Here is a 22,749-nt window from a genome sequence, read left to right as displayed (position 1 = left end):
CCCATCCATGAGTAACGGTTCCCGCCTGCTGGGCGAACTGGTCGATGCCCTGCGTTGCCTGCCGGGCGTCGGAGCGAAGAGCGCGCAGCGCATGGCTTTTCATCTGCTCGAACGCGAGCGGCAGGGTGGTCTACGCCTGGCATCCGCGCTCGAATCGGCCATGCGTGATGTCGGCAACTGCACGCGTTGCCGCAATTTCAGCGAAACGCCGGTGTGCACGTTGTGCGCCAGCAGCAGTCGTGACAGTCACGTGCTTTGCGTGGTGGAATCCCCTTCGGACCTGGCCGCGATCGAGCAGGCCACGGGGTACCGTGGCCATTATTTCGTCTTGCTGGGGCGTCTATCGCCGCTGGATGGCCTGGGCCCGGAGGAGCTTGGTTTGCCCTTGCTCACCGAGCGGCTGGGCGAGGGTGGCGTCGAGGAAATGATCATCGCCACCAACCCCACGGTGGAAGGTGAGGCCACGGCACATTACATCGGCCAGCTGGCTAGGGCGGCAGGCATCCGCGCCACGCGCCTTGCACACGGCGTACCGCTGGGCGGCGAGCTCGAGTTTGTCGATCGCGGCACGCTGGCCCACGCATTCGGAAGCCGGCAGTCGCTCGGCTGATCGCACCCAGGAGTTTGTAGTGACCGACACCATCTTCTCCAAAATCGTCCGCCGCGAGATACCTGCCGACATCGTCTATGAAGATGACGATGTGCTCGCGTTTCGTGATCTGAACCCTCAGGCGCCGGTGCATGTGCTCTTCATTCCCAAGCGGGCCATCGCCACGCTGGATGACGCCGTACCGGGCGATGCCGAACTGCTCGGAAAGCTGCTGCTGGCGGCCGCGGCTTATGCGCGTGCGCAGGGGCTGGCAAAGGACGGCTACCGCACGGTTATCAACACCAATACGCACGGTGGCCAGACGGTATTCCACATCCACGTGCACCTGCTGGCGGGCCGGCAAATGCATTGGCCGCCGGGCTGATAGCGCCGGTGCTGCCCAAAGAAAAAGCCGGCGTGAGCCGGCTTTTTCTTTGGCGCTTACTTGTGGGGGCGCGGCGGTGGAGCCGGGCGCACAATAACCGTACGCGGACGGTACCAGTACGGATCGCCCCACGGGCCATAGCCGTACGGACCGAAACCCGGGCCCCAGCCACCCCAGCCCGGACCCCAGAACGGGTCGTAGAAGCCTGGCGGGTAGCGGTTTACCGGCACGCGCTTCGGCCACAGGTAGACCACGTCCGCCTCGATGCGCGGGTAGGCGTAGTCAAAATCACCCACCTTCTGCGAAACGGCGCCGTGCAGCGTACCCGTCACCGTGATCTCGCGGCCGCGGGTAAACACTTCCGGATCGTAGAAGCCATCGCGGCACGCGACAAAGCGGCCCTGGCTCTCGTTCTTGCTACCTGCCGGGCGGGCTTCGTCATCCAGCGGTTGCGACAGCACGAAGAAGCAGGTCTGCTGCGGGCCCGGTTCGGTCTTGATGATCTCGCCACCCCAGCGCACCTTCGCACCGGGCGCGCCGCCCTGCTGCGCGTTAACGGTGGTGACATCGTTGAACTGGCCCTGCAGCGGCTGCGGCACCGTGGCGCACGCGCCCAACGCAAGGGTGGCAGCGGCGACGGCCAACGGTTTGTACATGGACATGTCACTCTCCTCGGGGCGACGGGCACAGCCGCCGCCATGGACCTATTTGACCATGCCACGCGCCCGGAATTCCCGTACCCCCTGCCGAAACTGTTTGACCAGTTCAGGTGGCGGTTCGTCGTGCGCGTAACGTGACCTTAAGTAAAGCTCGCTCAACCTTTCCAATGCATTTCGATGCGCAGGCAGTGAGCGAGCAGCCCTTGCCATGAAATGCCTTGGGCCTTCGCCCGTACGGCGCGTTACGCCGGCCCTTGCAAGCTTGCGTTGCAGCCTTCGCATCCACGAATCCAACGCGTCACCTTCACGTCGCTGGAACAAGGCCCATCCCAGGGCGGCGGCGACGAGTAGGGAGCAGCCCACGGCAAGGATCACCGCGAGGTCGCCTACATCGGCGCGCCGGATGCCGAACGGCTGCAGCATGCCGCGCTGGCGCAATGCATCGAATCCATTAACGGCCTGGTTCCACCATTGGTTGACCACGTCCCAGCGGTCGCGCATGGCGTGCAGCCAGGCCGCATCGATAAACGGTGTGCCCTCGTTGCCGATGGCGGCTGCGGATGCCGCTCCCTGGCTCACGCGCTCTGGCCGCACGGCACCGGTGGGGTCAAAGCGCACCCATCCTCGGCCGGCGATCCATAGTTCGGTCCAGGCATGCGAATCCGCGCGGCGCACCAGCAGGTAGTTGCCGAGTGAATTCCAGTACCCTCCTTGATAGCCGGTAACCACGCGCGCTGGCACGCCAGCGGCGCGCATGAGGAAGGTGAAGCTGGAGGCGTAGTACTCGCAGAATCCCTCGCGCGTGCCGAACAGAAAATCGTCAATACGGTCGGCGCCCAGTGGTGCGGGGGCAAGGGTGTATCGGTAGCCACCTTCGCGGAACATGCCTAGCGCGGCGCTGGCGATCGCCTGTGCATCGTGGTTGTACTGGGTCGCCCAGGCTTCGGCCATGGCCCGCGCCTGAGGGCCAACGCCGGGTGGTAACTGGAGGGCTGCACGGCGCAGCGCGGGGCTAAGGTCCGTATCCACCTGGGCATTGACGAACGCCGTGGCGTCATAGGTCCGGCTCGATTGCACGCGCTGGTTTGCGAGCACGGTACGGTCGTACTGCAGCGCCGCGTCGGCCGGCGCTGCCATCGGCATATCCAGCATGGGCAGGATGCGCTGTTGCGTTGGCTCCATCGTGACGTGATAGCTGAAGCGCAGGTTGCCGGTCGCGGCGCCCACGACCGGCGGGTAGCTGATAAAGCCCTGGCTCCACTGGCGCCCGTCGAAATAGAGCATCGTGTACGCACGGAAATAGCGGCCCTCACCGGTGGGCACGGGTCCGTCGAACATGACGCGCATGGCGGGGGTGTCGTCGACGAGCAGTTCGCCCATCTCGCCGGGCGACATGGTGCTGGAAAGACCGGTCACGGCCTTGCCAGCATTCGCTGCGCCCCACAACGGCGATTCCAGGCGGGGTATGAACAGGAAGGCGAACGCGGCCAGGGGAATGGATGCCGCGAGCATGAGTAGCGCCGGCTTCAGTTCGGCGCGCCACGGGTCGCGGGGGGGTGAGATTTCCTCGATGGCGCGCAAGGTTCCCAGCGCCGGCACGAGGCCCAGGGCCACCACCACGGTGGCCACCATGGACTGGTTAAAGAGCAACGCGCTCATCAGTGCGAAGCCACCAAATGCAACACCAACGCGTGCATCGCGGCGGTGCTCGGTTTCGAGGGTTTTCAGCACCAGCAGCCCGGCGGCGAACGCGCTGCCCGGCTCACGACCGAACAGCGTCCCGTAAGTGGCTATCACCACCGCGAGGAGCAATCCCACGACCGGCAGCTTGATCCACATCGAGACCGGGCGCCCCCCATGGCGCCGATGCCACCATCGCCACGCCAGCGTGGCCGCCAGTGCAAGCGAGAACCACCAGGGCAGGTGCGTGGCATGTGTCGCAAGCACGAACGCCATGCTCAGGCAAAGCAGGTTGAATGGCCGCTCGGCGAGGCGTGGCTCCGTGGTCGGCGTGTGCCCGAGCGAAACACGAAACCGGGTCATGGCCTGAGCGCCAGTGCGGTCATGCAACGGTGGTAATGCTCGTCACCCTGGGCGACATCGAAGTAACCGTCGGGCAGTCGCAGGCTCCAGCGCCTTCCGCTATCGCGCGCCTCGTCGATCCAGCGGGCGAGGCGGGCGATGCGTGACTCGTCGTCGAGGCCGCGCACGCTATCCCAATCCAGGCGCCAGTCCTCCTTGGGCGCGGGCTGCTCCATGTCTTTCACCAGCAGGCCGTGGTGGCGGGCGCTCAGTTTCCAGGCAATCTGCCTGCGCGGATCGCCTGGCCGGTAATCGCGCAGCGCGGCCAGTTCGTCGCCCAGTCGTGGCCTTCCGCGGTCGGCATCGCCCTGGGGTTCGAACGGCGAGGGACCCATGGCTTCGGGCATGGGGTAGATCAGTACGGTGCTATCGGGATGGATCCAGCTCCACGCGCGGAACAGGCCCAGTGGCCACTGTGTATGGATGCGGGTACGCGGCAAGGGGAGCCAGCCACGACGTTCGGCGTGCAGTTCGAACTCCACCGTGGCGCTGCCGCCGGCCGGTACCGTGATGGCGATTTCGCGGCCCGTGATATCCATGCGTACCGCACTTCGCTCGCGATGGTTGGCCCAGAGGTCCAGCGAAACCGTGATCGGCTCACTGGCGCGTGCGGTGCCGGCGCGCAGGGTGCCAATGACCAGGCCATTGAGTACGCGAAACGCCACGAGCATGCTTCCCGCGGTGGCGGCCCCTAGCAGGCAGGTGAGCATGAGTGCCGCATTGTTGGCGTAGTTCAGGGCGCCCACCAGCATCACGGCCAGTAGCACGGAGAAGCCCAGGCCGAACCCCGTGGGAACGATATAGATCCGTCGCCGATGCAGCACGATGGGCAGCGCCTCGCGTGGGCGCAGCCGGGTCAGCGCCGGTAGGCGCCGCTCGGCCCACGCCAGCGCGCGCGGCGCGGCGCGTTCCATCACGGCACCGCTGTTTCGGCGAGGATGGCGCGCGCGATGGCTTCGCGGTGGCTACCGCGCCCCGGGACAAGGCGGTGTGCTGCAGCCGGGATGAACACAGTCTGCACGTCCTCGGGAATGACGTGGTCACGCCCACTGAGCATGGCCCACGCCCGCGATGCGGCGAGGATGGCCAGCCCGGCGCGTGGCGACAGGCCAACGCGCACGTCGTTGTGCTTGCGGCTGGCGGCGAGCAGTGCCTGGAGGTAATCGAGCAAGGCGCCGGTAGCCCTCACCGCTTGCGCGGCCGCGCGTAACTGGCTGATGGCCTCGGCATCCAGGCGCGGTCGCAGGGTCGCCATCATGTCGCGGCGGTCCTCGCCAATCAGCAGCGCGCGCTCGGCCGCCGGGTCGGGGTAATCCAGCGACAGGCGCAACATAAAGCGATCGAGCTGGGAATCCGGCAGCGGGAACGTGCCAGCCAGATCCAGCGGATTCTGCGTCGCTACCACGAAGAACGGTTTCGGCAGGTCGTGGGTGGTGCCATCCACCGTTGCCTGGCCTTCCGCCATCGCTTCCAGCAGCGCGCTCTGGGTCTTCGGCGTGGCGCGGTTGATTTCGTCAGCAAGGAGCAGGCTGGTAAAGATAGGCCCGGGGTGGAAGCGGAACGCACCCGTCTCGCGCTCGTAGACGCTCACCCCGATAATGTCCGAGGGCAGCAGGTCGCTGGTGAACTGGATGCGCTGGAATTCCAGGTCGAATGTGGCGGCGAGTGCGTGTGCCAGCGTGGTTTTACCGACGCCGGGCACGTCTTCGAGGAGCAGGTGGCCGCCGGCCACGAGGCAGGCGAAGGCCAGCTTTACCTGCCGCGGCTTGCCGAGCAGGACGCCGTTAACCTGCGCCAGCGCGGCATCAAGCCGGTGGCGCAGCATTTCATCATTGAGTGGAGTAATGGCAGACATGATCGATGCGTGTGCCCCCCGGCCTGGCCATTTCGATGGATGAGCCGTCGAGTTTAGCCGCCCGTGCGCGACGCTGGCGAGGCATATTCTTCGTTCTGTTCGTCCTGTCCCTTGCCTGTAAGGTTGTCATAGCGTCCACGTTGTCGCCCTTCGGTGACGAAGCGTTCTACTGGCAGGAGAGCCTTGGGCTGGCGTGGGGCTATAGCGACCTGCCGCCGCTCACGGCGTGGCTTATCGCCAGCTCCGAGGCCGTTTTCGGGCACGGCTTGCTCGCCATGCGCTTGCCGTTCCTTTTGCTGGGTGCGCTGGTGCCGTGGCAAGTCGCCGCGCTCGCCCGGCGGGGCGGCAGCGCGCAGGCGCCGTGGCAGGCCGCCGTATTCGCGTTGTTGCTGCCGTTGGGCGGGAGCCTGGGGGTGCTGGCGCTGCCTGATGTGCCGCTGACCTTCAGCATCCTGCTGGCTGCGCAGGGATTGGTGGCAGCGCTTGAGACAAATCGCAAGCGTGACTGGTGTCTGCTAGGCCTGGGCCTCGCCCTCGCATGGTGCACCCACTATCGCGCCGCCATGGCCATGCTGGCTGGCCTGGTGTTCATGCTGGCCGTGCCGCGCGGGCGGCGTGCGTGGTGCCAGGGAGGATGGTGGGTGGCCATGGCAGTCGCAGCCTTGGGGTTGCTGCCCATCATCATTTACAACATTGCCTCGCGTGGCGCGGGGGTCGCCTTCCAGCTGGTGGATCGCAACCCATGGCAATTTCATGCGGACGCGCTGGTGCAGCCGCTGGAGCAGGCGCTGGCGTGTACGCCGCTGCTCTACGTGTTGCTGCTTTGGGCCTTGTGGCAGGCCTGGCGCCGGCGTGACGACGCACCGTGCGATGTCCTGGCTACCCTGGCGGGAACGTTTGTCATCGTCTATTTCGTCGTCGGCCTGTTCGCGGACGACGTGCGATTTCGCGCGCATTGGCCGTTGCCTGGTTACCTCCTTCTATGCGCCGTGCTGCCCGTTTTGCTGGCGCACGCGTCGGCATGGATGCGTCGGTTCGCGGGTATCGCGCTGGGCCTGGCGGGCGTTGGCCTTCTCGTGGGGTTCGTTTACCTTGGCCTTGCCGCATCGGCGCGTGGTGCGATCGTGCTGGCCCATGCCAAAGCGTTCCCAGCGAACTTTACCGGGTGGCGCGATGTGGCCGCTGCGCTCCCCCCGCAGCCGGAGGGGGCCTTGCTGGTGGCGGATAATTTCATGCTCGCCGCCGAGCTGCGGTTCGCAATAGGCGCGAAGGCGTCTGTCTATTCGCTGGATAGCCCGCTGAATGCGAAGCATGGCCGCGCCGCGCAACTGCATGCGTGGGCGCTGGATGAAGCGGCATTGCAGGACCTGGCGCCGGCACCGCTGGTCCTGGTGGTGGATGAAACCGCATTGCGCGAGCGTGAAACGCGCGAGTGGCTTGGGTCTATCTGCACCCGGGTGGATATCGAACGGCCGCTTGGTCGCGTCGATGCATTCGATGGCCGGCGGCGCTTCGCGTTTTACGCGGCGCGCGCACGATCCGCGCAGGGCCCTGCGGTCCCGCCCGACCAGTGCATCGTATGGACCCAGGCGTATGCCGCGGGAGCCCTCCGCGGGCGCTAGGGAAGAGCGATGCCCGCGGCGCGGAGAAGGCGTGATGTGGCGATGAGCGGCAGGCCTACCAAGGCTGTCGGGTCCTCATTGGCTATGCGCTCGAACAGGGTGATGCCAAGACCCTCGCACTTGAAGCTGCCCGCGCAATCCAGTGGGCGCTCGCGTTCCACGTAGCGTGCAATGTCGTCGTGCGACAGCGTGCGGAAGCGGACCCGGGTCTCGTCGATGTGTGTGCGTGCGTTGCCGTGGGCATCGATGACGCACACCGCGGTGTGGAAGATAACCTCGTTGCCCGAGCTTGCCTCGAGCTGGCGGTGCGCGGCGTGGACGGTGCCTGGTTTGTCGAGCACGGTACCGTTTAGGTCCGCTACCTGGTCCGAGCCGATGACGACGCTGCCTGGGTGAGCGGTCGCGACAACCCTTGCCTTCGCTTCGGCGAGGCGCAGGGCCCGGTCGGCGGGTCGTTCGGTCGCCAGCGGCGCCTCATCGGTGCCGGGCGCCTCCTGGCTGAAGCTATCGAGTAGCCGGCGGAGCAGGGTAGCCCGGTAGGCCGACGTGGAGGCGAGGATGACAGGGGGTTGGGCCAAGGTTTAGCGATCCGGCTGAAAGTGTTCGCGTACGGCGGTGTCGAGGGCCGTCTGGGCATCGTCCAGGGCCTGGAGGCGCGGCTCAAGCTGGTGGCGGGCCCGGACCAGGGCGTCCACCGCCTGGTCCAGCTCGCGCTGGCTGGCGCTCGGTGCACGGTCACGTATCCACAGGCGCTGCTGGAGCAGTGCGCGCAGGCCCGAATCCACGGCTTGCTGCGCTTCCACCTCACCCACGGCGGGCTGGTCCGGGCTGAACTGCATGACCGCGTGGGCGCGCTGAAGGCGGTCACGGCAGTCCTTCAGGTCGGTCTCAAGGCGATCGGCCTGGTCCATCAGATCCTGTAGTGCACTGTGCCGGCGCCGGCGCCGGTGGTGGGCAAGGGTCCAGGCGCACAGCACGGCCACGATGATCAGTAGCGCAGCAAGTGCATAATAAGCAAAGGAAAACACGCGGCCTCTTCCCCCCGTCGGGCGAGCTGCGGCACACTTGCCGCTCGCCGCGAGTCTGCCCGAAATCCGGGCTGCTTCGCAAAATCGTCGGGCCGGCCCTTTTCGCTTGGCTAACCGGTTGACTTCAGGCGGGTTCATGCCTACCATTTCCCGATTATGTCCGTGACTTTGCCATCGTCCGTGGACGCTTGGCGCGAAGTGCGTGCGCGGCGTTCGTTTCAGGGAAAGCTTCCTCTCTCGGCGTTCAAGCGCCTGGGGGATGTGATTGCCTCACCTGAGGGCGAGGTCGAGTACGAACTGGACTTTGGTCGTGACGACCTGGGTATCGCTTATGTGGCCGTCCGCGCAAAGGCATCGCCCACGCTGATCTGTCAGCGCTCCCTGGAGCCGTTCCAGCTTCCGGTGGAGGTCGATGCCCGTCTCGGACTGATCGTTGAAGAGCGTGAGGAAGCGTCGCTTCCGCCTGGTTACGAACCGCTCCTGCTGGAGCAGGACGGCAAACTGGATCCGCTTGCCACGATTGAGGACGAACTGCTGTTGGCGCTGCCCCTTGTTCCGGTTAACCCGGACGCGGAGTTGCCCGAAGACGTAACCTGGCCTGAGGAAGAAGAAACCCCTTCTTCGCAGGACCCATCCGATAACCCGTTCGCGGCTCTCCGCGGACTTATAAACAAGTAATTTCGCTGGAGATTCGCCATGGCCGTTGCCAAGAGCCGCAAGACCCCGTCCACCCGCGGCATGCGCCGTTCGCACGACGCCCTGAAGGGCGTGCAGCTGTCGACCGACCCGACCAGCGGTGAAGTGCACCTGCGCCACCACGTGACGAAGGATGGCTTCTACCGTGGCAAGAAGGTCATCGACACCCGCGGTGCGGTTGAAGTCGAAGATTAATTCTCACCCTCGGTGAGGATTCAGCAAAACGGCGCTGCGAGGCGCCGTTTTGCGTTTACAGGGTGCGCCCCGGGCCACCAAACCCTTGCGAATGGTGCATTCGCCCATGGGTTGCTGGCACCATTCGCGGTTTGAACGTCCGGAATCGCCCCGCATGACCTCGACCAGCGCCACGCTTGCCATCGTCTTCCCCGGCCAGGGTTCCCAGTCCATCGGCATGCTCGCCGACCTGGCCGCCGCCCACCCGGAAGTGAAAGCGACCTTCGACGAAGCTTCCGAAGGCGCAGGCGTCGACCTGTGGGACATTAGCCAGAACGGTCCCGAAGAAACGCTCAACAGCACCGAGAACACCCAGCCGGCGCTCCTTGCTGCCAGTGTCGCGGTGTGGCGCGTCTACCTGAAGCAGGGCGGCAAGCTGCCGGCCTACCTCTCGGGCCACAGCCTGGGTGAGTACAGCGCCCTGGTTGCCGCGGGCGCCCTATCGCTCAAGGATGCCGCCGGCCTCGTCGCCGAGCGTGGCCGCCTCATGCAGGCCGCCGTCCCCGCGGGTGTGGGCGCCATGGCGGCCATCCTGGGCGGCGATGACGCCCAGATCGCGCAGGTGTGCGAGGAAGTGGCCCAGGGCCAGATCGTGGCCCCCGCCAACTTCAACTCACCCGGCCAGTTGGTTATCGCTGGCCATGCTGAGGCGGTGGATCGCGCGCTGGCGCGCCTTGCCGAACTCGGTGTGAAGAAGGCCGTCAAGCTTGCCGTTTCCGTGCCGTCGCATTCCATGCTCATGCGCGAGGCGGCCGACAAGCTCGGCGAGCGCATGGCCTCGCTGGAATGGAAGCTGCCGTCGATTCCGGTGGTGCAGAACGCCGACGCCACCATCCACGCCTCGCTCGACGACATCCGTGGCGCTTTGCAGCGCCAGCTTTACCTGCCGGTGCGCTGGACCGAGTGTGTCCAGGCATTGGCCGCGCATGGCGTGACCCAGGCGCTGGAGTGTGGCCCGGGCAAGGTGCTTGCCGGCCTCATCAAGCGCATCGACAAGTCGATCGAAGCCAAGGCTATCGGTACCCCCGCCGAGCTCGATGCCGCCGCCCAGGCCTGATCCCCATTCCCCTGTAGCAGGACCCACGACATGACCCATACCCTGAAGGGTGAGATTGCCCTCGTCACCGGCGCCAGCCGCGGCATCGGCGCTGCCATCGCCGACCTGCTGGCCGAGATGGGCGCTACCGTCTACGGCACGGCCACCAGCGAAAGCGGTGCGGCGGCCATCGGTGAGCGGCTTGCTGCCCATGGCGGCCACGGCCGCGTGCTCAATGTGACCAGCCCGGAATCCATCGATGCCCTGGTGGATGAGATTGGCAAGGCGTCCGGCGCCATCAGTATTCTTGTGAACAACGCCGGCATTACTCGTGACCAGCTCCTCATGCGCATGAAAGAGGATGACTGGAGCGCCATCATGGACACGAACCTGACCTCGGTCTTCCGTACCTCGAAGGCCGTGATGCGCGGCATGATGAAGGCCCGCAAGGGCCGCATCATCAGCATCGCCTCGGTCGTGGGTGTGACGGGTAACCCGGGCCAGGCCAATTACGCCGCGGCCAAGGCAGGCATCATCGCCTTCTCGAAATCGCTGGCCCGCGAGATCGGCTCGCGGGGCATCACGGTCAACGTGGTGGCCCCGGGCTTCATCGACACCGATATGACCCGCGCGCTGCCTGAAGAGCAGCGTGAGGCGCTCCTGTCGGGTATCGCCCTGGGCCACCTGGGCGAAGGCCGGGATATTGCCGAAGCAGTGGCCTTCCTGGCTTCGCCGGCCGCGAAGTACATCACCGGCGAGACCTTGCACGTCAACGGCGGTATGTACATGCCCTGACCGGCAGGCCCGGGCAGTCGCCACCGGGCCGTTTTTGAGAGACAATCATCCTTTCGCGCCCCGGGTCCGCCTGGGGCGCCATCCACGTCACGGTGCGTGCTGGCGGGTATGGACCTTAGCCACTACAATGCGCCGGATTTTTTCCCTCGGGAGGTTATAGCGACATGAGCACCATCGAAGAACGCGTCAAGAAGATCGTCGTCGAGCAGCTGGGCGTCAAGGAAGATGAAGTCACCAACAACGCATCGTTCGTCGACGACCTCGGCGCTGATTCGCTGGACACTGTCGAACTCGTGATGGCCCTCGAAGAAGAGTTCGAGACCGAAATTCCGGATGAAGATGCCGAGAAGATCACGACGGTTCAGCAGGCCATCGACTACATCAACGCCCATAGCAAGGCTTGATGCAACGACAGGTCGTCGATCGGAGGCGTCGCCTCCCGTCGATCTCCGAGCGACATGGAAGCTGCGCCGTTATGGCGCAGTTTTCGTTTCCGCAATTCGTAACCTGCGCCTGCGTATGGTTAGCGCGGACACAGTGAAGGAACAAACGCATGAGTAAGCGACGTGTGGTAGTGACCGGCATGGGGATCATCTCGCCGGTCGGGAACGATATCGCCACCGCCTGGAAGAACGTCGTCGAAGGTAACACTGGCATTGGCCCGGTCACCGATTTCGACGCAAGCGCATACGCCACCCGCATCGCGGGCGAGGTGCGCGGTTTCGATCCCGTGGAAGCCTATTTCGCCGGTACCGATGTGCCGGAAGATGATCGCCGTTCCATTGCGAAAGACTTCAAGCGCATGGATCCGTTCATCCATTACGGCATCGTCGCGGGTACCCATGCATTCCGCCAGTCGGGTCTCGTCATTACTGAAGAGAACGCTGGCCGCGTCGGCGTTGCCGCCGGTGCGGGCATCGGTGGCCTCCACACCATCGAGGCCACCGCGCTCGAACTCGCCGAGAAGGGCCCCCGCAAGGTGTCGCCGTTCTTCGTGCCGAGCTCCATCATCAACATGGTGGCGGGCAACCTTTCCATTTACCACGGCATGAAGGGCCCGAACATCGCCCTCGTGTCTGCTTGCACCACGGCCGCGCACAACATCGGCATGGCCATGCGCCTCATCCAGTACGGCGATGCCGATGCGATGCTGGCCGGTGGCGCCGAGTTCGCCACCACGCCGACGGCCATGGCGGGCTTCTGCTCGGCCAAGGCCATGTCCACCCGCAATGACGATCCGGCGCATGCCAGCCGTCCGTGGGATACCGGTCGCGATGGCTTCCTGCTGTCCAACGGCGCGGGCATGCTCATGCTCGAAGAATACGAGTTCGCCAAGGCGCGCGGCGCCAACATCCTTGCCGAGATCATCGGCTTTGGCATGAGTGGCGATGCGTACCACATCACCGCGCCGAGCGGCGATGGCGCCGAACTGGCCATGCGCAACGCGCTGCACGATGCCGGCCTCAAGGCCGAAGACGTGCAGTACGTGAACGCGCACGGTACCTCGACGCCGGTGGGTGACCTGGGCGAAGCCAAGGCCATTCGCAGCGTGTTCGGTGAACACGCCACGAAGAAGGGCAAGTTCGCTGTCAGCTCCACCAAGTCGGTGACGGGCCACCTGCTCGGTGCCGCCGGTGGCGTGGAAGCGATCTTCACCATCATGGCGCTGCGTGACGGCATCATTCCGCCCACCATGAACCTCGTGGATGTCGATCCCGAAGTGGCGGCGCTGGGCATGGACCTCGTGCCGAACAAGGCGGAAAAGGCCGACCTCACCGTCGCCGTCTCCAACTCGTTCGGTTTCGGTGGCACCAACGGTACGCTCGCTTTCCGTCGCGTCTGATCACCGCGTGGCGTTTACCACGCGAACCCTTGCCGGCCGGCGCGATCTTCTCGCGCCGGCCGCGCTGTATCCGGAGCGTTACCCCGCGCTGCTCGCCTCCGCCGTCACCGGCACGGCCCAGTCGCGTTTCGACATTCTCTTTGCAGGCGGCGATGCCTCGCTTTCGCTCGACAGCCATGGGGTCGTGCGTGACGGCCTCGGGCGCACCTTGGCTGGCTCGTTCCTTGATGCGTTCGATCGCGAGTGGACCGCACGCCATCGTGCGCGGGTCGATGATGGCTTGCCGTTCCACGGTGGATGGGTCGTTTACCTGGCCTACGAGCTCGCCGCACAGGTAGAGCCGTCGTTACGGTTGCCCGCACCGCGGGGAGCTGCCCCCGTGGCGCACGCGCTACGTTCGCCAGCCGCGGCAATCGTCGATCACGTGGAGGGGCGCACGATTCTCGTGGCGGAAGAGGGTGCCGAGCACTGGCTTGAAACGCTCGCCGCCGATCTCGACCAGCCGCTGCCCACGCTTGCATTGGCGCGGCCCGTGCGTGTCGACGAAGACGAGCCGCAGCGGTTTCTCGATGGCGTTCGCCGCATCCACGAGCACTTGCATGCCGGCGATACGTTTCAGGTGAACCTGTCGCGCCGGTGGTGCGCCCATTTTGCCGAGGCGCCATCCGCTGCCGCGCTCATGTACGCGCTGCGCGCGGCAAACCCGGCGCCCTTTGCGGGTCTGATCCAGCAGCCCGGCTGGGCCATCGTCAGCTCGTCACCCGAGCGGCTCGTCGAGGCGCGCGATGGCGTGCTGCAAACGCGGCCCATCGCCGGCACGAGGCCACGCGTGCCTGGTGACGATGATGCCGAACGCATACGCGAACTCACGACTCACCCGAAAGAGCGGGCCGAGCACGTCATGCTGATCGATCTCGAACGCAACGACCTGGGGCGCGTTTGCGTACCTGGCAGCGTCAAGGTCGATGAGCTCATGGTGGTGGAGAGCTACGCCCACGTGCACCACATTGTTTCGAATGTGCGGGGTCGCGCGCGCGAGGGCATCACGCCTGGCCAGGTAGTGGCCGCCACGTTCCCCGGGGGCACCATCACCGGTTGCCCGAAAGTGCGCTGCATGCAGATCATCGGCGATATCGAGCAGGAGCCACGGGGCGCCTACACCGGGGCGCTGGGCTACGTGGACGATTGTGGCGATATGGATCTGAACATCCTTATCCGTACCTTGCTTGCCGAGGGTGCGGACGTGTCATTGCGCGCGGGCGCGGGCATCGTGACGGATTCGGTGCCCGAAAAAGAGCTGGATGAAACCCGCGCCAAGGCACGCGGCCTGTTGCGGATTTTTGGCGCGGCATGACGACCCGTCTGTCGGTGGATTTCCGTGACGCCGCTGTCATCTCCGCGGCAGACAGGGGCTTCACTTACGGCGATGGCTTGTTTGAAACGCTGCGTGTCGTCGGGGGCGTCGCTCCGCTCTGGGCGCGGCATGCCGCACGGCTTGCCGCGGGGTGCGAGCGGCTACGCATGCCTGGCCCCGATGCGGAAGCAGTTCACGCCGAACTGATGCGCCTTTGCGCTGGCCTGGATGATGCCGTCGTGCGCATCACCTACAGCCGTGGCGTGGGCGAACGGGGTTACGCCATGCCGTCCGCGCCGCGACCCACCCTGGTGGTCGCAGCATCGCCGCTGGCCCTCGCGCCCGAGGCCTCGCGCGACGGTATCACCGTGCGCCTTTGCGATACGCGGCTGGCCATCCAGCCTGCGCTGGCGGGCCTGAAGCACCTCAATCGCCTTGAGCAGGTGCTGGCACGGGCGGAGTGGTCGGATCCCACCGTCGCCGAGGGCCTGCTTTGCGATATGGACGGAACACTGGTCTGCGCCACGGCGGCGAATCTCTTCGCGGTCGCGCGTGGCGAACTGGTGACGCCGCCGGTCGATCGCTGTGGCGTGGCGGGCGTGGCTCGCGCGGAAATCCTTGCGAGTCACCACGTCAGCGTGTCCCGCATCAGCCTTTCCCAACTGCTCGACGCTGACGAGGTCTTCCTCACGTCGGCCGTTCGGGGCATTCTCCCTGTCCGGGCCTTCGGGGCTCGTACATGGCAGCCTGGCCCCATCACGCGTGCCCTCCAGGTGCATTGGGCGGCCCTGGGCCTGCCTTTACCGTACCGTGCCAAGGATAGTGATCGATGAAAGTGCGTGGCGTCGCCCTCTGGCGCGCGGTTCTGTTGCTGATTTTGCTCGCTGCGATCGCTGGCGGTGCGTGGTTATGGTTCGACTGGTCACGTTTCGCGCGTACGCCGCTCGCTATCCCGGCCACCGGCCAGAGCATCGATGTGGCGCGTGGCTCGTCGTTCAAGGATATCGTGCGCGACCTGCGTGACCGTGGCGTCACCAAGGCATCGCCGCTTTACTGGCGGGTGCTCTCCATGGAAATGCATGCGTCGGGCCGGCTGCACGCCGGCGAGTTCGCATTGCGCCCTGGCATGACCCCGCGTGATCTCATCGGCGACATGGCTGCGGGCAAGGTCATGCAGCGCAATTTCACCATCGTGGATGGCTGGACGTTCGCTGACCTGCGCCGTGCGCTGGGGGCGGTAGATACGATCACGCACGATACGGCGGGCGTGGACGATGCCGCGATCATGAAGCAGGTAGGCGCCGAGGGTGAGCAGCCTGAAGGGCGTTTCCTGCCGGAGACCTACGCCTATGTGAAAGGCGATACCGACGGCAGCATCCTCAAACGCGCGTACACGGCCATGACGAAGACGCTGGATGCCGCGTGGCCGGCGCGTGCGCCTGGCCTGCCGCTGGCCAGTCCTTACGAGGCGCTGATCCTTGCTTCCATCGTGGAGAAGGAAACAGGCAGGGCCGATGAGCGGCCGCGCATTGCCGGGGTGTTCGTGCGTCGCCTTGAGCAGCACATCCTGCTCCAGACGGATCCGACGGTGATCTATGGCATGGGTGCCGCGTACGCAGGCAACATCCACAAAAGCGACCTGACCACCGACACCCCCTACAATACGTACACGCGCGCGGGCCTGCCGCCCACGCCCATTGCCCTGCCGGGCCGCGCGGCGATCCAGGCGGCGCTGCACCCCGCCGAGGGGAAGGAGCTGTACTTTGTCGCCCGCGGCGATGGCAGCCATGTTTTCTCGGCTACCCTTGAAGAACACAACAAGGCCGTGGCCTGCTACCAGTTGAAACGATGCCAGTGAATCACGGACAACGCGGACGGCTTATCACCCTGGAAGGCGGCGAAGGTGCCGGCAAGAGCACGCTGCTGCGCGGGCTCGAGGCGCATATGCGCGCCCAGGGTATCGATCTGGTCGTCACCCGTGAGCCCGGTGGTACCGATGTGGGTGAGGCGGTGCGCGGCGTTGTATTGAATGCCGCCAACAACGAGCTTTGCGCCGAGGCCGAGCTGCTGCTCATGTTTGCCTCGCGGGCGCAGCTTGTGCGGCAAGTGATCGAGCCGGCGCTCGCTGCGGGCCGCTGGGTGCTTTGCGATCGCTTTACCGACGCCAGTTACGCCTACCAGGGCGCTGGCCGTGGCCAGCCCATCGAGCGCATCGCGGAACTCGAGCGTTGGGCGGCGGCGGGACTGCGGCCGGATATCACCTTGTTGCTGGACCTGCCGGTGAGCGAGGGTAGGGCACGTGCCGCTGGCCGTGGCGAGGCGGATCGCATTGAGGTGGAGGGTGATGCGTTCTTCGAGCGCATCCGCGCTGCATATCGCTCGCGCGCCGCTGGCGATCCGGCACGTTTCCGCGTGCTGGATGCGAGCGCGGCGCCCGATGCGGTGCTCGCCCAGGCCGTGGCGGGCGTGGCCGAACTGCTTGCAAGGGTTTCGGCATGACCGACCGGCCGTGGCACGTCGATGCGTGGGCCCGCCTGCAGGCGCGACGTGAGCGCGATGCGCTTCCGCATGCGTTGCTGCTGGCAGGCCCGGCGGGCCTGGGCAAGCGTGACTTTCTCGCCCGCTTCGTCAAGGGCCTGCTCTGCCAGCGGCCGGTGGAGGGGGCCCCGTGCGGAATGTGCCGAAGCTGCCTGCTGGTCGCGGCGGGCACCCATCCCGATGTGATCACGCTGGGCCTCGGCCTGCGCAAGGATGGTGCGACGCGTACGGAGATCGTCGTGGACCAGGTTCGCGACCTGTCCCAGCGCCTGGCGATGTCCAGCCAGTTTGGCGGCTGGCAGGTCGCGACCATCGATCCGGCGGATGCGATGAACGCGGCCGCTGCCAACGCGCTGCTCAAGACGCTGGAAGAGCCGACACCCTCCACCATCCTTATCCTGGTGGCCGACGAGCCGGCACGCCTGCCGGCTACGATTCGCAGCCGCTGCCAGCGCATCGATTTCCTGGTGCCCTCGCGCGAGGTCGCGCTGGCATGGTTGCGCGGGCAGGGCGTTGCCGATGCCGCGCCCGCCCTTGAGGCCGCCGCGGGCAACCCGGGCCTTGCTCGCGAGTGGGCCAGCGATGGGGCCCTCAAGCAGCGTGGCGAGGTAAGGAATGACCTGAAAAGCCTGGCGGCAGGGCGCGGCGACCCCCTCGAGGTGGTGAAGCGCTGGCAGGCGGCCGATCCGGCACGCTATGTCTGGTTTGCCGCACAAGCGGCCACCGACGAGTTGCGCGCGCGCGCCGCCGGCACGGCCGCGCCTCTCGAGAGCCAGTTGGACGATGAATCACTGGATGGCTGGTACGGGCGCGCCAATCGCGCGCGCGATGCCCTGCGCGGGCCGCTTCGGGCCGATCTGGTCCTGCTCGAGCTCATCGCCGCCTGGCGTTGACGCGCCTTTTTCGCCGAATCCGCCCTAATCGAATCCCGAACGCGCCCCGGTAACGCCGTGCCCCACGCCCCCGTCATTGACGCGTCCACCCGGCTCCTCGTGGTGGCGCCGCACCCGGATGACGAGTCGCTGGCGGCCGGCATGCTGATCCAGCGCTGCCTGGCGCAAGGCGGTAGCGTGGACGTGGCGCTCCTTACCGATGGGGATGACAATCCCTGGCCACAGCGGTGGCTCGAGAAGCGCGTGATCGTCGGGGCGGCCGGGCGAAAGCGTTGGGGTGAGCGGCGGCGGCGCGAGGTGGTCGCCGCACTGGGCCAGCTTGGCGTGAACCCGGAACGCCTGCATGCCATGGGGTGGCACGATATGCAGGTGACCACGCAGTTGCGGCGGGCGCACCAGGCATCCATTAGCCAGTTGCGGGCCGTGATCGACCAGGTGCGCCCGACCCTGGTGGTCATCCCTGACCTGGGCGATCGCCACCCCGACCACGGCGCGGCCCATGTGCTGTCTCGCCTTGCGCTTCACGCGGCCGGGTCGCAGGCCGATGTCCTCACTTATATGGTCCACGGCACCGAGGCGAGCGCCCCGCAGGACCTGATCGTCCCGGATATCGACGCCGGGCGGCAGGCTGTAAAGATGTCAGCCGTGCTCGAGCACGCGACGCAAATGGCCCTCAGCCGCGAGCGCATGCTGGGGATCGCCGCCCGTCCGGAGCGCTTCGACCGGCCGCCAGCACCCCCGGGCGGTGATACCTTGCGCTTGCCATGGCGGCCTGGTTCGTGGGCGCGTACGCGGTTGCGGGTGCTGTTGGCGGACGGGCAGGGTGCACGCCATTGGACCTGGCGCAGCGCACCACTGGATCGCGATGGCGATGACTGGTTGCTTGCCCTCCGCCCGGTACCCGGGCCGGCCTTCGTCAAGCTGACCGCCGACCTCTCAACACCGTGGATCTACGACCGCTACGGCTGGGTTTGCCAGGACCCGGAACCTGCCGGGCTTGTGGCCCGGCCGCTGGGCTAGCTAGGATGGCCCCTATCCAAGGGAATCCAACACCTGCATGAACGCCACCAGCCCGTCGCCGCGCCAGGGCATCCTGTCGCTGAAGATCAAGGACGTGAATTCCCTGTACATCTCGTACATGCCGTTCCTGAAGACGGGCGGCCTGTTCGCCCCCACGGCCCAGCGCTACAACCTGGGCGACGAGGTGGCCCTGCTGGTCACGCTTATCGACGATAACGAGCGTCTTTCGGTCGCGGGCAAGGTGGTCTGGATCACGCCTGTCGGTGCCCAGGGCAACCGCACGGCCGGCGTGGGCATCCAGTTCAACGAATCCCCCGAGAGCGAGGCCGCCCGCCAGCGTATCGAGGCTTTGCTGGCCGGTACCCTCAACTCCGAGCGGCCCACCCAGACGATGTAACCGGCTAGGCGGGGAAAATGGGGCATTGCACCAATATGGACCCGTTTTTCCTTCATTAAGACTTGTCGGCATACCTGCACGCACTGGTACAATAGATCGGTTCCCCAACGTGAGATTGTGGATCTCCGGAGTCGTTGGCGCGCCTGGCGCGTCCGACCGGGTCGGTCCGATTGGATCGATTCGAAAAAAGCTTCGGTGCCCCTAGCCGGACCGCTCGTCCCCGTCGACGGTCACTGATGCGCCCAGCGAGGCGCGGAGGTACGCAGCATCGTGCTCGCCCAATATTGGCCCGTCCTGTTGTTTATTGCCGTGGCCGTCGGCCTTGGCATCGTCCTGATGGTGCTCGGCATGCTCGCCGGCCCGAAGCGCCCCGATGCGGAAAAGCTCTCGCCTTATGAGTGCGGCTTCGAAGCCTTCGAAGATGCACGCATGAAGTTCGATGTGCGTTATTACCTCATCGCGATCCTCTTCATTATTTTCGACCTCGAAATCGCCTTCCTTTTCCCGTGGGCCGTGGTGTTCGACAAGATCGGCATCGTCGCCCTGGTTGAAATGGCCCTGTTCCTGGCGCTGCTCGTGGTCGGTTTTGGTTACGTCTGGAAGAAGGGAGCGCTCGAATGGGAGTGATGACCACCATCGACCGGGTGATGCATAACCCGGAACCGCTCAACCTCGTCGACGACATCATTCGCCCGAACGGTGACGCGCCGCTGCCGCAGCGCGGCTTTGGCGTGACCAGCGTCGATGCACTGATGAACTGGGCTCGCACCGGCTCCATGTGGCCGATGACGTTCGGCCTGGCCTGTTGCGCGGTGGAGATGATGCACGCGGGCGCGGCCCGCCTCGATCTCGATCGCTTCGGCGTCGTGTTCCGCCCCAGCCCGCGCCAGTCCGATGTGATGATCGTGGCCGGCACCCTGGTGAACAAGATGGCCCCCGCGCTGCGCAAGGTCTACGACCAGATGCCGGAGCCGAAGTGGGTTATCTCCATGGGTTCGTGCGCCAACGGCGGCGGCTACTACCACTATTCGTATTCGGTCGTGCGCGGCTGCGATCGCATCGTGCCGGTCGATATCTACGTGCCGGGCTGCCCGCCGACGGCCGAAGCGCTGATCCACGGCATCCTGCAGCTGCAGAAAAAGATCCGCCGCACCCACACGATCGCGCGCTAACCAGGGCCTGCACATGAGCGTTAATAACGAGACCTCGCTGGTCGAACGCCTCGCCGCGCGCTTCGGCGACATGCTGACGGTGAAGGTCGAACGCAACGAAGTAACCGCCGAGGTCGCCCCGCGCGACCTGCTCGCCGTGGCCACTGCGCTGCGTGACGAGGCCGGTTTCCGTTTCACCGTCTTCATCGATATCTGCGGTGTGGATTACCTGAGCTACGGCAAGACCGAATGGGATACCGACACGGCGCAAGGCGAAAGCTTCTCGCGCGGTGTGGAAGGCCAGGCGGTTGGCCGCTTCACGTGGGCAGAGCGTCCGCGCCCGGCTGAACTGCCGCGCCGCTTCGCCTCCGTGTACCAGCTGCTTTCGATCGAGCACAACCAGCGCATTCGCCTGCGCGTGTTCTGCGAAGACGACAACTTCCCGGTGGTGCCGTCCGTGACGGGCATCTGGCCGGGCGCCGACTGGTTCGAGCGCGAGTCGTTCGATCTGTACGGCATCATTTACGACGGTCATCCCGACCTTCGCCGCATCCTTACCGACTACGGTTTCGTCGGCCATCCGTTCCGCAAGGATTTCCCGCTCATCGGCAACGTCGAGGTCCGCTACGACGCCGAGCAGAAGCGTGTTGTCTACGAACCGGTTTCGATCGAGCCGCGCGTGCTTGTGCCGCGCACGATCCGCAACGATGCCGACCTCGATCAGGCCAGGGCGGAAGCCGCCGACCGCTGGCGGGAGAATTAAGCCGTGGAAGAAATTCGCAATTACACGATGAACTTCGGCCCGCAGCATCCTGCTGCGCACGGCGTGCTGCGCCTGGTGCTGGAAATGGACGGCGAGACCATCGTCCGTGCTGATCCGCACATCGGCCTGCTGCACCGTGGTACCGAAAAGCTCGCCGAATCCAAGCCGTTCAACCAGTCCATCGGTTACATGGATCGCCTGGATTACGTCTCGATGATGTGCAACGAGCACGCCTACGTGCGTGCCATCGAGAACCTGCTCGGTATCGAGGCCCCGATCCGTGCGCAGTACATCCGCACGATGTTCGACGAGATCACCCGCATCCTGAACCACCTTATGTGGGTGGGTTCGAACGCGCTCGATCTTGGCGCCATGGCCGTGTTCCTCTACGCCTTCCGTGAGCGCGAAGAACTCATGGACGTGTACGAGGCGGTGTCGGGCGCGCGCATGCACGCCACGTACTACCGCCCGGGCGGCGTGTACCGCGACCTGCCGGAGCAGATGCCGCAGTACCGCGAATCGCCGTGGCACAAGGGCGGCGACCTGAAGCGCCTGAACCAGTGGCGCGAAGGCTCGATGCTGGACTACCTCACGGAGTTCACCAACGATTTCCCGGCCCGTGTCGATGAATACGAACTGCTGCTGACGAACAACCGTATCTGGAAGCAGCGTACGGTCGGCATCGGCGTGGTCAGCCCCGAGAAGGCCCAGGCCTGGGGCATGACCGGCGCCATGCTGCGCGGTTCCGGTATCGAATGGGACCTGCGCAAAAAGCAGCCGTACGCCGCCTACGACAAGATGGATTTCGATATCCCCGTCGGCGTCAATGGCGATTGCTACGACCGCTACCTGGTGCGCGTGGAAGAAATGCGCCAGTCGAACCGCATCATCCGCCAGTGCGTGGAGTGGCTGAAGGCCAACCCGGGCCCGGTGATGGTGCAGAACTTCAAGGTCGCCCCGCCCAGCCGTGTCGAAATGAAGAACGACATGGAAGCCCTGATCCACCACTTCAAGCTCTTTACCGAGGGCTATGGCGTACCGGCCGGCGAGACCTACGCCGCCGTGGAAGCGCCGAAGGGTGAGTTCGGCTGCTACCTCATGTCCGATGGTGCGAACAAGCCGTTCCGCGTGCACCTGCGCGCGCCGGGCTTCGCCCACTTGTCTTCGATGGACGCGTTCGTGCGTGGCCACATGCTCGCCGACGTCGTCGCGATGATCGGCACCTACGATCTCGTCTTCGGCGAAGTCGACCGCTAAGTCGACGGAGTGAACTGAATCATGAAAGCCACCGGTCATTTCGAGCAGGTGAAGGACGTCGATCCGATCGCCGTGCTCAACGATCACACCCGGGAACATATCGACCACTGGGTCGGCAAGTTTCCGCCCGACCGCAAGCGCTCGGCGCTCATCCAGTCGCTGATGGCGGCCCAGGAACAGAACCAGGGTTACCTCACCGACGAGCTGATCACCGCGGTCGCCAAGTACCTCGACCTGCCACCGATCTGGGCGTACGAAGTCGCGAGCTTCTACTCGATGTTCGAGACCACGCCCGTCGGCCGTAACAACGTCGCCATCTGCACCAACATTTCGTGCTGGCTGAACGGGGCCGAAGGCCTTGTGCGCCATTGCGAAAAGAAGCTGGGCATCAAGACCGGCGAGAGCACCGCCGACGGCCGCATTTACCTCAAGCAGGAAGAGGAATGCCTGGCCGCCTGCGCGGGCGCGCCGATGATGGTCGTCAACGGTCATTACCACGAGAAGCTGACGACCGAATCGGTCGACGCGATTCTCGACGGTCTTAAGTGAGGT

At 65.6% G+C, this 22,749-nt stretch carries 27 protein-coding genes; 21 read left to right on the top strand and 6 right to left on the bottom strand.

Annotated features, from left to right (window positions below):
- Window positions 1-7: 7 nt before the first annotated feature.
- Together recR and ABIE56_RS06975 are read left to right on the top strand one after the other, a co-directional pair.
- Complete coding sequence (recR, locus tag ABIE56_RS06980) at window positions 8-610, top strand: recombination mediator RecR (RefSeq protein WP_429243103.1); 603 nt, start codon at window positions 8-10, stop codon at window positions 608-610.
- A 19-nt stretch (window positions 611-629) separates the two neighbouring features.
- Window positions 630-974 (top strand): histidine triad nucleotide-binding protein, encoded by a 345-nt coding sequence (locus ABIE56_RS06975; protein ID WP_429243102.1) that lies wholly within the window; start codon window positions 630-632, stop codon window positions 972-974.
- Window positions 975-1,030: 56 nt separating this feature from the next.
- Here the strand turns inward: ABIE56_RS06975 and ABIE56_RS06970 are convergent, their stop codons facing one another.
- Genes ABIE56_RS06970 through ABIE56_RS06955 form a run of 4 tightly spaced genes read right to left on the bottom strand, consistent with a single transcriptional unit; the run spans window position 1,031 to window position 5,570 of the window.
- The gene (locus ABIE56_RS06970) at window positions 1,031-1,636 is read right to left on the bottom strand and encodes a Slp family lipoprotein (protein WP_429243101.1); all 606 of its coding nucleotides are present in this window, start codon (window positions 1,634-1,636) and stop codon (window positions 1,031-1,033) included.
- 42 nt (window positions 1,637-1,678) lie between these two features.
- The gene (locus ABIE56_RS06965; protein ID WP_429243100.1) at window positions 1,679-3,676 is read right to left on the bottom strand and encodes a transglutaminase TgpA family protein; all 1,998 of its coding nucleotides are present in this window, start codon (window positions 3,674-3,676) and stop codon (window positions 1,679-1,681) included.
- On the bottom strand, window positions 3,673-4,629 hold the full coding sequence (locus ABIE56_RS06960) for a DUF58 domain-containing protein (RefSeq protein WP_429243099.1): 957 nt from the start codon (window positions 4,627-4,629) through the stop codon (window positions 3,673-3,675). Before ABIE56_RS06960 ends, ABIE56_RS06965 begins: the two co-directional genes overlap by 4 nt.
- Window positions 4,629-5,570, bottom strand: coding sequence for an AAA family ATPase (locus ABIE56_RS06955; protein WP_429243098.1), 942 nt, complete (start codon window positions 5,568-5,570; stop codon window positions 4,629-4,631). The genes ABIE56_RS06960 and ABIE56_RS06955 overlap by 1 nt, the downstream gene beginning before the upstream one ends.
- 140 nt (window positions 5,571-5,710) lie before the next feature.
- On the opposite strand from ABIE56_RS06955, the gene ABIE56_RS06950 reads away from it, so the two are divergent.
- Window positions 5,711-7,192 carry a glycosyltransferase family 39 protein gene (locus ABIE56_RS06950; protein ID WP_429243097.1) on the top strand — a complete coding sequence of 494 codons (1,482 nt, stop codon included), beginning with the start codon at window positions 5,711-5,713 and terminating at the stop codon, window positions 7,190-7,192.
- Here ABIE56_RS06950 and ABIE56_RS06945 read toward each other — a convergent pair.
- Both ABIE56_RS06945 and ABIE56_RS06940 read right to left on the bottom strand, forming a co-directional pair.
- Window positions 7,189-7,770, bottom strand: a complete 582-nt coding sequence (locus ABIE56_RS06945; RefSeq protein WP_429243096.1) for a Maf family protein — start codon at window positions 7,768-7,770, stop codon at window positions 7,189-7,191. The two genes, ABIE56_RS06950 and ABIE56_RS06945, sit on opposite strands and share 4 nt — an antisense overlap.
- A gap of 3 nt (window positions 7,771-7,773) precedes the next feature.
- Window positions 7,774-8,220 carry a hypothetical protein gene (locus ABIE56_RS06940; protein WP_429243095.1) on the bottom strand — a complete coding sequence of 149 codons (447 nt, stop codon included), beginning with the start codon at window positions 8,218-8,220 and terminating at the stop codon, window positions 7,774-7,776.
- A gap of 156 nt (window positions 8,221-8,376) precedes the next feature.
- On the opposite strand from ABIE56_RS06940, the gene ABIE56_RS06935 reads away from it, so the two are divergent.
- The 18 genes from ABIE56_RS06935 to nuoE all read left to right on the top strand — a co-directional run bounded on the left by ABIE56_RS06935 (window position 8,377) and on the right by nuoE (window position 22,746).
- A complete protein-coding gene (locus ABIE56_RS06935) occupies window positions 8,377-8,898 on the top strand; it encodes a YceD family protein (RefSeq protein WP_429243094.1) in 522 nt (173 codons plus the stop codon).
- 18 nt (window positions 8,899-8,916) lie between these two features.
- On the top strand, window positions 8,917-9,111 hold the full coding sequence (rpmF, locus tag ABIE56_RS06930; protein ID WP_139983614.1) for a 50S ribosomal protein L32: 195 nt from the start codon (window positions 8,917-8,919) through the stop codon (window positions 9,109-9,111).
- 154 nt (window positions 9,112-9,265) lie between these two features.
- Complete coding sequence (gene fabD / locus ABIE56_RS06925) at window positions 9,266-10,207, top strand: ACP S-malonyltransferase (protein WP_429243093.1); 942 nt, start codon at window positions 9,266-9,268, stop codon at window positions 10,205-10,207.
- Between the two features lie 30 nt (window positions 10,208-10,237).
- Window positions 10,238-10,981: a 3-oxoacyl-ACP reductase FabG gene (gene fabG / locus ABIE56_RS06920; RefSeq protein WP_429243092.1), complete on the top strand. Its 744-nt coding sequence runs from the start codon at window positions 10,238-10,240 to the stop codon at window positions 10,979-10,981.
- A 164-nt stretch (window positions 10,982-11,145) separates the two neighbouring features.
- Window positions 11,146-11,385, top strand: a complete 240-nt coding sequence (gene acpP / locus ABIE56_RS06915; protein ID WP_429243091.1) for an acyl carrier protein — start codon at window positions 11,146-11,148, stop codon at window positions 11,383-11,385.
- 149 nt (window positions 11,386-11,534) lie between these two features.
- Window positions 11,535-12,824 (top strand): beta-ketoacyl-ACP synthase II, encoded by a 1,290-nt coding sequence (gene fabF / locus ABIE56_RS06910; protein ID WP_429243090.1) that lies wholly within the window; start codon window positions 11,535-11,537, stop codon window positions 12,822-12,824.
- 7 nt (window positions 12,825-12,831) lie between these two features.
- Complete coding sequence (locus ABIE56_RS06905) at window positions 12,832-14,178, top strand: aminodeoxychorismate synthase component I (RefSeq protein ID WP_429243089.1); 1,347 nt, start codon at window positions 12,832-12,834, stop codon at window positions 14,176-14,178.
- On the top strand, window positions 14,175-15,011 hold the full coding sequence (gene pabC / locus ABIE56_RS06900; protein WP_429243088.1) for an aminodeoxychorismate lyase: 837 nt from the start codon (window positions 14,175-14,177) through the stop codon (window positions 15,009-15,011). The genes ABIE56_RS06905 and pabC overlap by 4 nt, the downstream gene beginning before the upstream one ends.
- The gene (gene mltG / locus ABIE56_RS06895) at window positions 15,008-16,036 is read left to right on the top strand and encodes an endolytic transglycosylase MltG (protein ID WP_429243087.1); all 1,029 of its coding nucleotides are present in this window, start codon (window positions 15,008-15,010) and stop codon (window positions 16,034-16,036) included. Before pabC ends, mltG begins: the two co-directional genes overlap by 4 nt.
- Window positions 16,033-16,677, top strand: coding sequence for a dTMP kinase (gene tmk, locus ABIE56_RS06890; protein ID WP_429243086.1), 645 nt, complete (start codon window positions 16,033-16,035; stop codon window positions 16,675-16,677). Before mltG ends, tmk begins: the two co-directional genes overlap by 4 nt.
- Window positions 16,674-17,609 carry a DNA polymerase III subunit delta' gene (gene holB / locus ABIE56_RS06885; RefSeq protein WP_429243085.1) on the top strand — a complete coding sequence of 312 codons (936 nt, stop codon included), beginning with the start codon at window positions 16,674-16,676 and terminating at the stop codon, window positions 17,607-17,609. The genes tmk and holB overlap by 4 nt, the downstream gene beginning before the upstream one ends.
- 57 nt (window positions 17,610-17,666) lie before the next feature.
- Window positions 17,667-18,629, top strand: a complete 963-nt coding sequence (locus ABIE56_RS06880) for a PIG-L deacetylase family protein (RefSeq protein WP_429243084.1) — start codon at window positions 17,667-17,669, stop codon at window positions 18,627-18,629.
- Between the two features lie 37 nt (window positions 18,630-18,666).
- Window positions 18,667-19,026 (top strand): PilZ domain-containing protein, encoded by a 360-nt coding sequence (locus ABIE56_RS06875; RefSeq protein ID WP_247427884.1) that lies wholly within the window; start codon window positions 18,667-18,669, stop codon window positions 19,024-19,026.
- A 270-nt stretch (window positions 19,027-19,296) separates the two neighbouring features.
- Window positions 19,297-19,653 (top strand): NADH-quinone oxidoreductase subunit A, encoded by a 357-nt coding sequence (locus ABIE56_RS06870; protein ID WP_429243083.1) that lies wholly within the window; start codon window positions 19,297-19,299, stop codon window positions 19,651-19,653.
- Entirely contained in the window at window positions 19,644-20,198 is a 555-nt protein-coding gene (locus ABIE56_RS06865) for a NuoB/complex I 20 kDa subunit family protein (protein ID WP_139983592.1), read from the top strand. Before ABIE56_RS06870 ends, ABIE56_RS06865 begins: the two co-directional genes overlap by 10 nt.
- A gap of 13 nt (window positions 20,199-20,211) precedes the next feature.
- Window positions 20,212-20,940, top strand: a complete 729-nt coding sequence (locus ABIE56_RS06860; protein ID WP_429243082.1) for an NADH-quinone oxidoreductase subunit C — start codon at window positions 20,212-20,214, stop codon at window positions 20,938-20,940.
- Window positions 20,941-20,967: 27 nt separating this feature from the next.
- Window positions 20,968-22,197 (top strand): NADH-quinone oxidoreductase subunit D, encoded by a 1,230-nt coding sequence (locus tag ABIE56_RS06855; RefSeq protein WP_429243188.1) that lies wholly within the window; start codon window positions 20,968-20,970, stop codon window positions 22,195-22,197.
- Window positions 22,198-22,218: 21 nt separating this feature from the next.
- Window positions 22,219-22,746: an NADH-quinone oxidoreductase subunit NuoE gene (gene nuoE, locus ABIE56_RS06850; RefSeq protein WP_429243081.1), complete on the top strand. Its 528-nt coding sequence runs from the start codon at window positions 22,219-22,221 to the stop codon at window positions 22,744-22,746.
- Window positions 22,747-22,749: the final 3 nt, after the last annotated feature.

It is taken from the genome of Luteibacter sp. 621 (assembly GCF_050435445.1).
In the GTDB taxonomy this organism is placed as follows: domain Bacteria; phylum Pseudomonadota; class Gammaproteobacteria; order Xanthomonadales; family Rhodanobacteraceae; genus Luteibacter.
The sequence above is the reverse complement of the archived record's forward strand: the minus strand, read 5'-3'. Positions and strand labels throughout refer to the sequence as shown.

Coding starts and splice junctions, on each gene's coding strand:
- recR (WP_429243103.1), top strand. CDS start 8: ATGAGTAACGGTTCCCGCCTGCTGGGCGAACTGGTCGATGCCCTGCGT.
- ABIE56_RS06970 (WP_429243101.1), bottom strand. CDS start 1,636: ATGTCCATGTACAAACCGTTGGCCGTCGCCGCTGCCACCCTTGCGTTG.
- ABIE56_RS06965 (WP_429243100.1), bottom strand. CDS start 3,676: ATGACCCGGTTTCGTGTTTCGCTCGGGCACACGCCGACCACGGAGCCA.
- ABIE56_RS06960 (WP_429243099.1), bottom strand. CDS start 4,629: ATGGAACGCGCCGCGCCGCGCGCGCTGGCGTGGGCCGAGCGGCGCCTA.
- ABIE56_RS06955 (WP_429243098.1), bottom strand. CDS start 5,570: ATGTCTGCCATTACTCCACTCAATGATGAAATGCTGCGCCACCGGCTT.
- ABIE56_RS06935 (WP_429243094.1), top strand. CDS start 8,377: ATGTCCGTGACTTTGCCATCGTCCGTGGACGCTTGGCGCGAAGTGCGT.
- rpmF (WP_139983614.1), top strand. CDS start 8,917: ATGGCCGTTGCCAAGAGCCGCAAGACCCCGTCCACCCGCGGCATGCGC.
- fabD (WP_429243093.1), top strand. CDS start 9,266: ATGACCTCGACCAGCGCCACGCTTGCCATCGTCTTCCCCGGCCAGGGT.
- fabG (WP_429243092.1), top strand. CDS start 10,238: ATGACCCATACCCTGAAGGGTGAGATTGCCCTCGTCACCGGCGCCAGC.
- acpP (WP_429243091.1), top strand. CDS start 11,146: ATGAGCACCATCGAAGAACGCGTCAAGAAGATCGTCGTCGAGCAGCTG.
- fabF (WP_429243090.1), top strand. CDS start 11,535: ATGAGTAAGCGACGTGTGGTAGTGACCGGCATGGGGATCATCTCGCCG.
- pabC (WP_429243088.1), top strand. CDS start 14,175: ATGACGACCCGTCTGTCGGTGGATTTCCGTGACGCCGCTGTCATCTCC.
- mltG (WP_429243087.1), top strand. CDS start 15,008: ATGAAAGTGCGTGGCGTCGCCCTCTGGCGCGCGGTTCTGTTGCTGATT.
- holB (WP_429243085.1), top strand. CDS start 16,674: ATGACCGACCGGCCGTGGCACGTCGATGCGTGGGCCCGCCTGCAGGCG.
- ABIE56_RS06875 (WP_247427884.1), top strand. CDS start 18,667: ATGAACGCCACCAGCCCGTCGCCGCGCCAGGGCATCCTGTCGCTGAAG.
- ABIE56_RS06865 (WP_139983592.1), top strand. CDS start 19,644: ATGGGAGTGATGACCACCATCGACCGGGTGATGCATAACCCGGAACCG.
- ABIE56_RS06860 (WP_429243082.1), top strand. CDS start 20,212: ATGAGCGTTAATAACGAGACCTCGCTGGTCGAACGCCTCGCCGCGCGC.
- ABIE56_RS06855 (WP_429243188.1), top strand. CDS start 20,968: ATGAACTTCGGCCCGCAGCATCCTGCTGCGCACGGCGTGCTGCGCCTG.
- nuoE (WP_429243081.1), top strand. CDS start 22,219: ATGAAAGCCACCGGTCATTTCGAGCAGGTGAAGGACGTCGATCCGATC.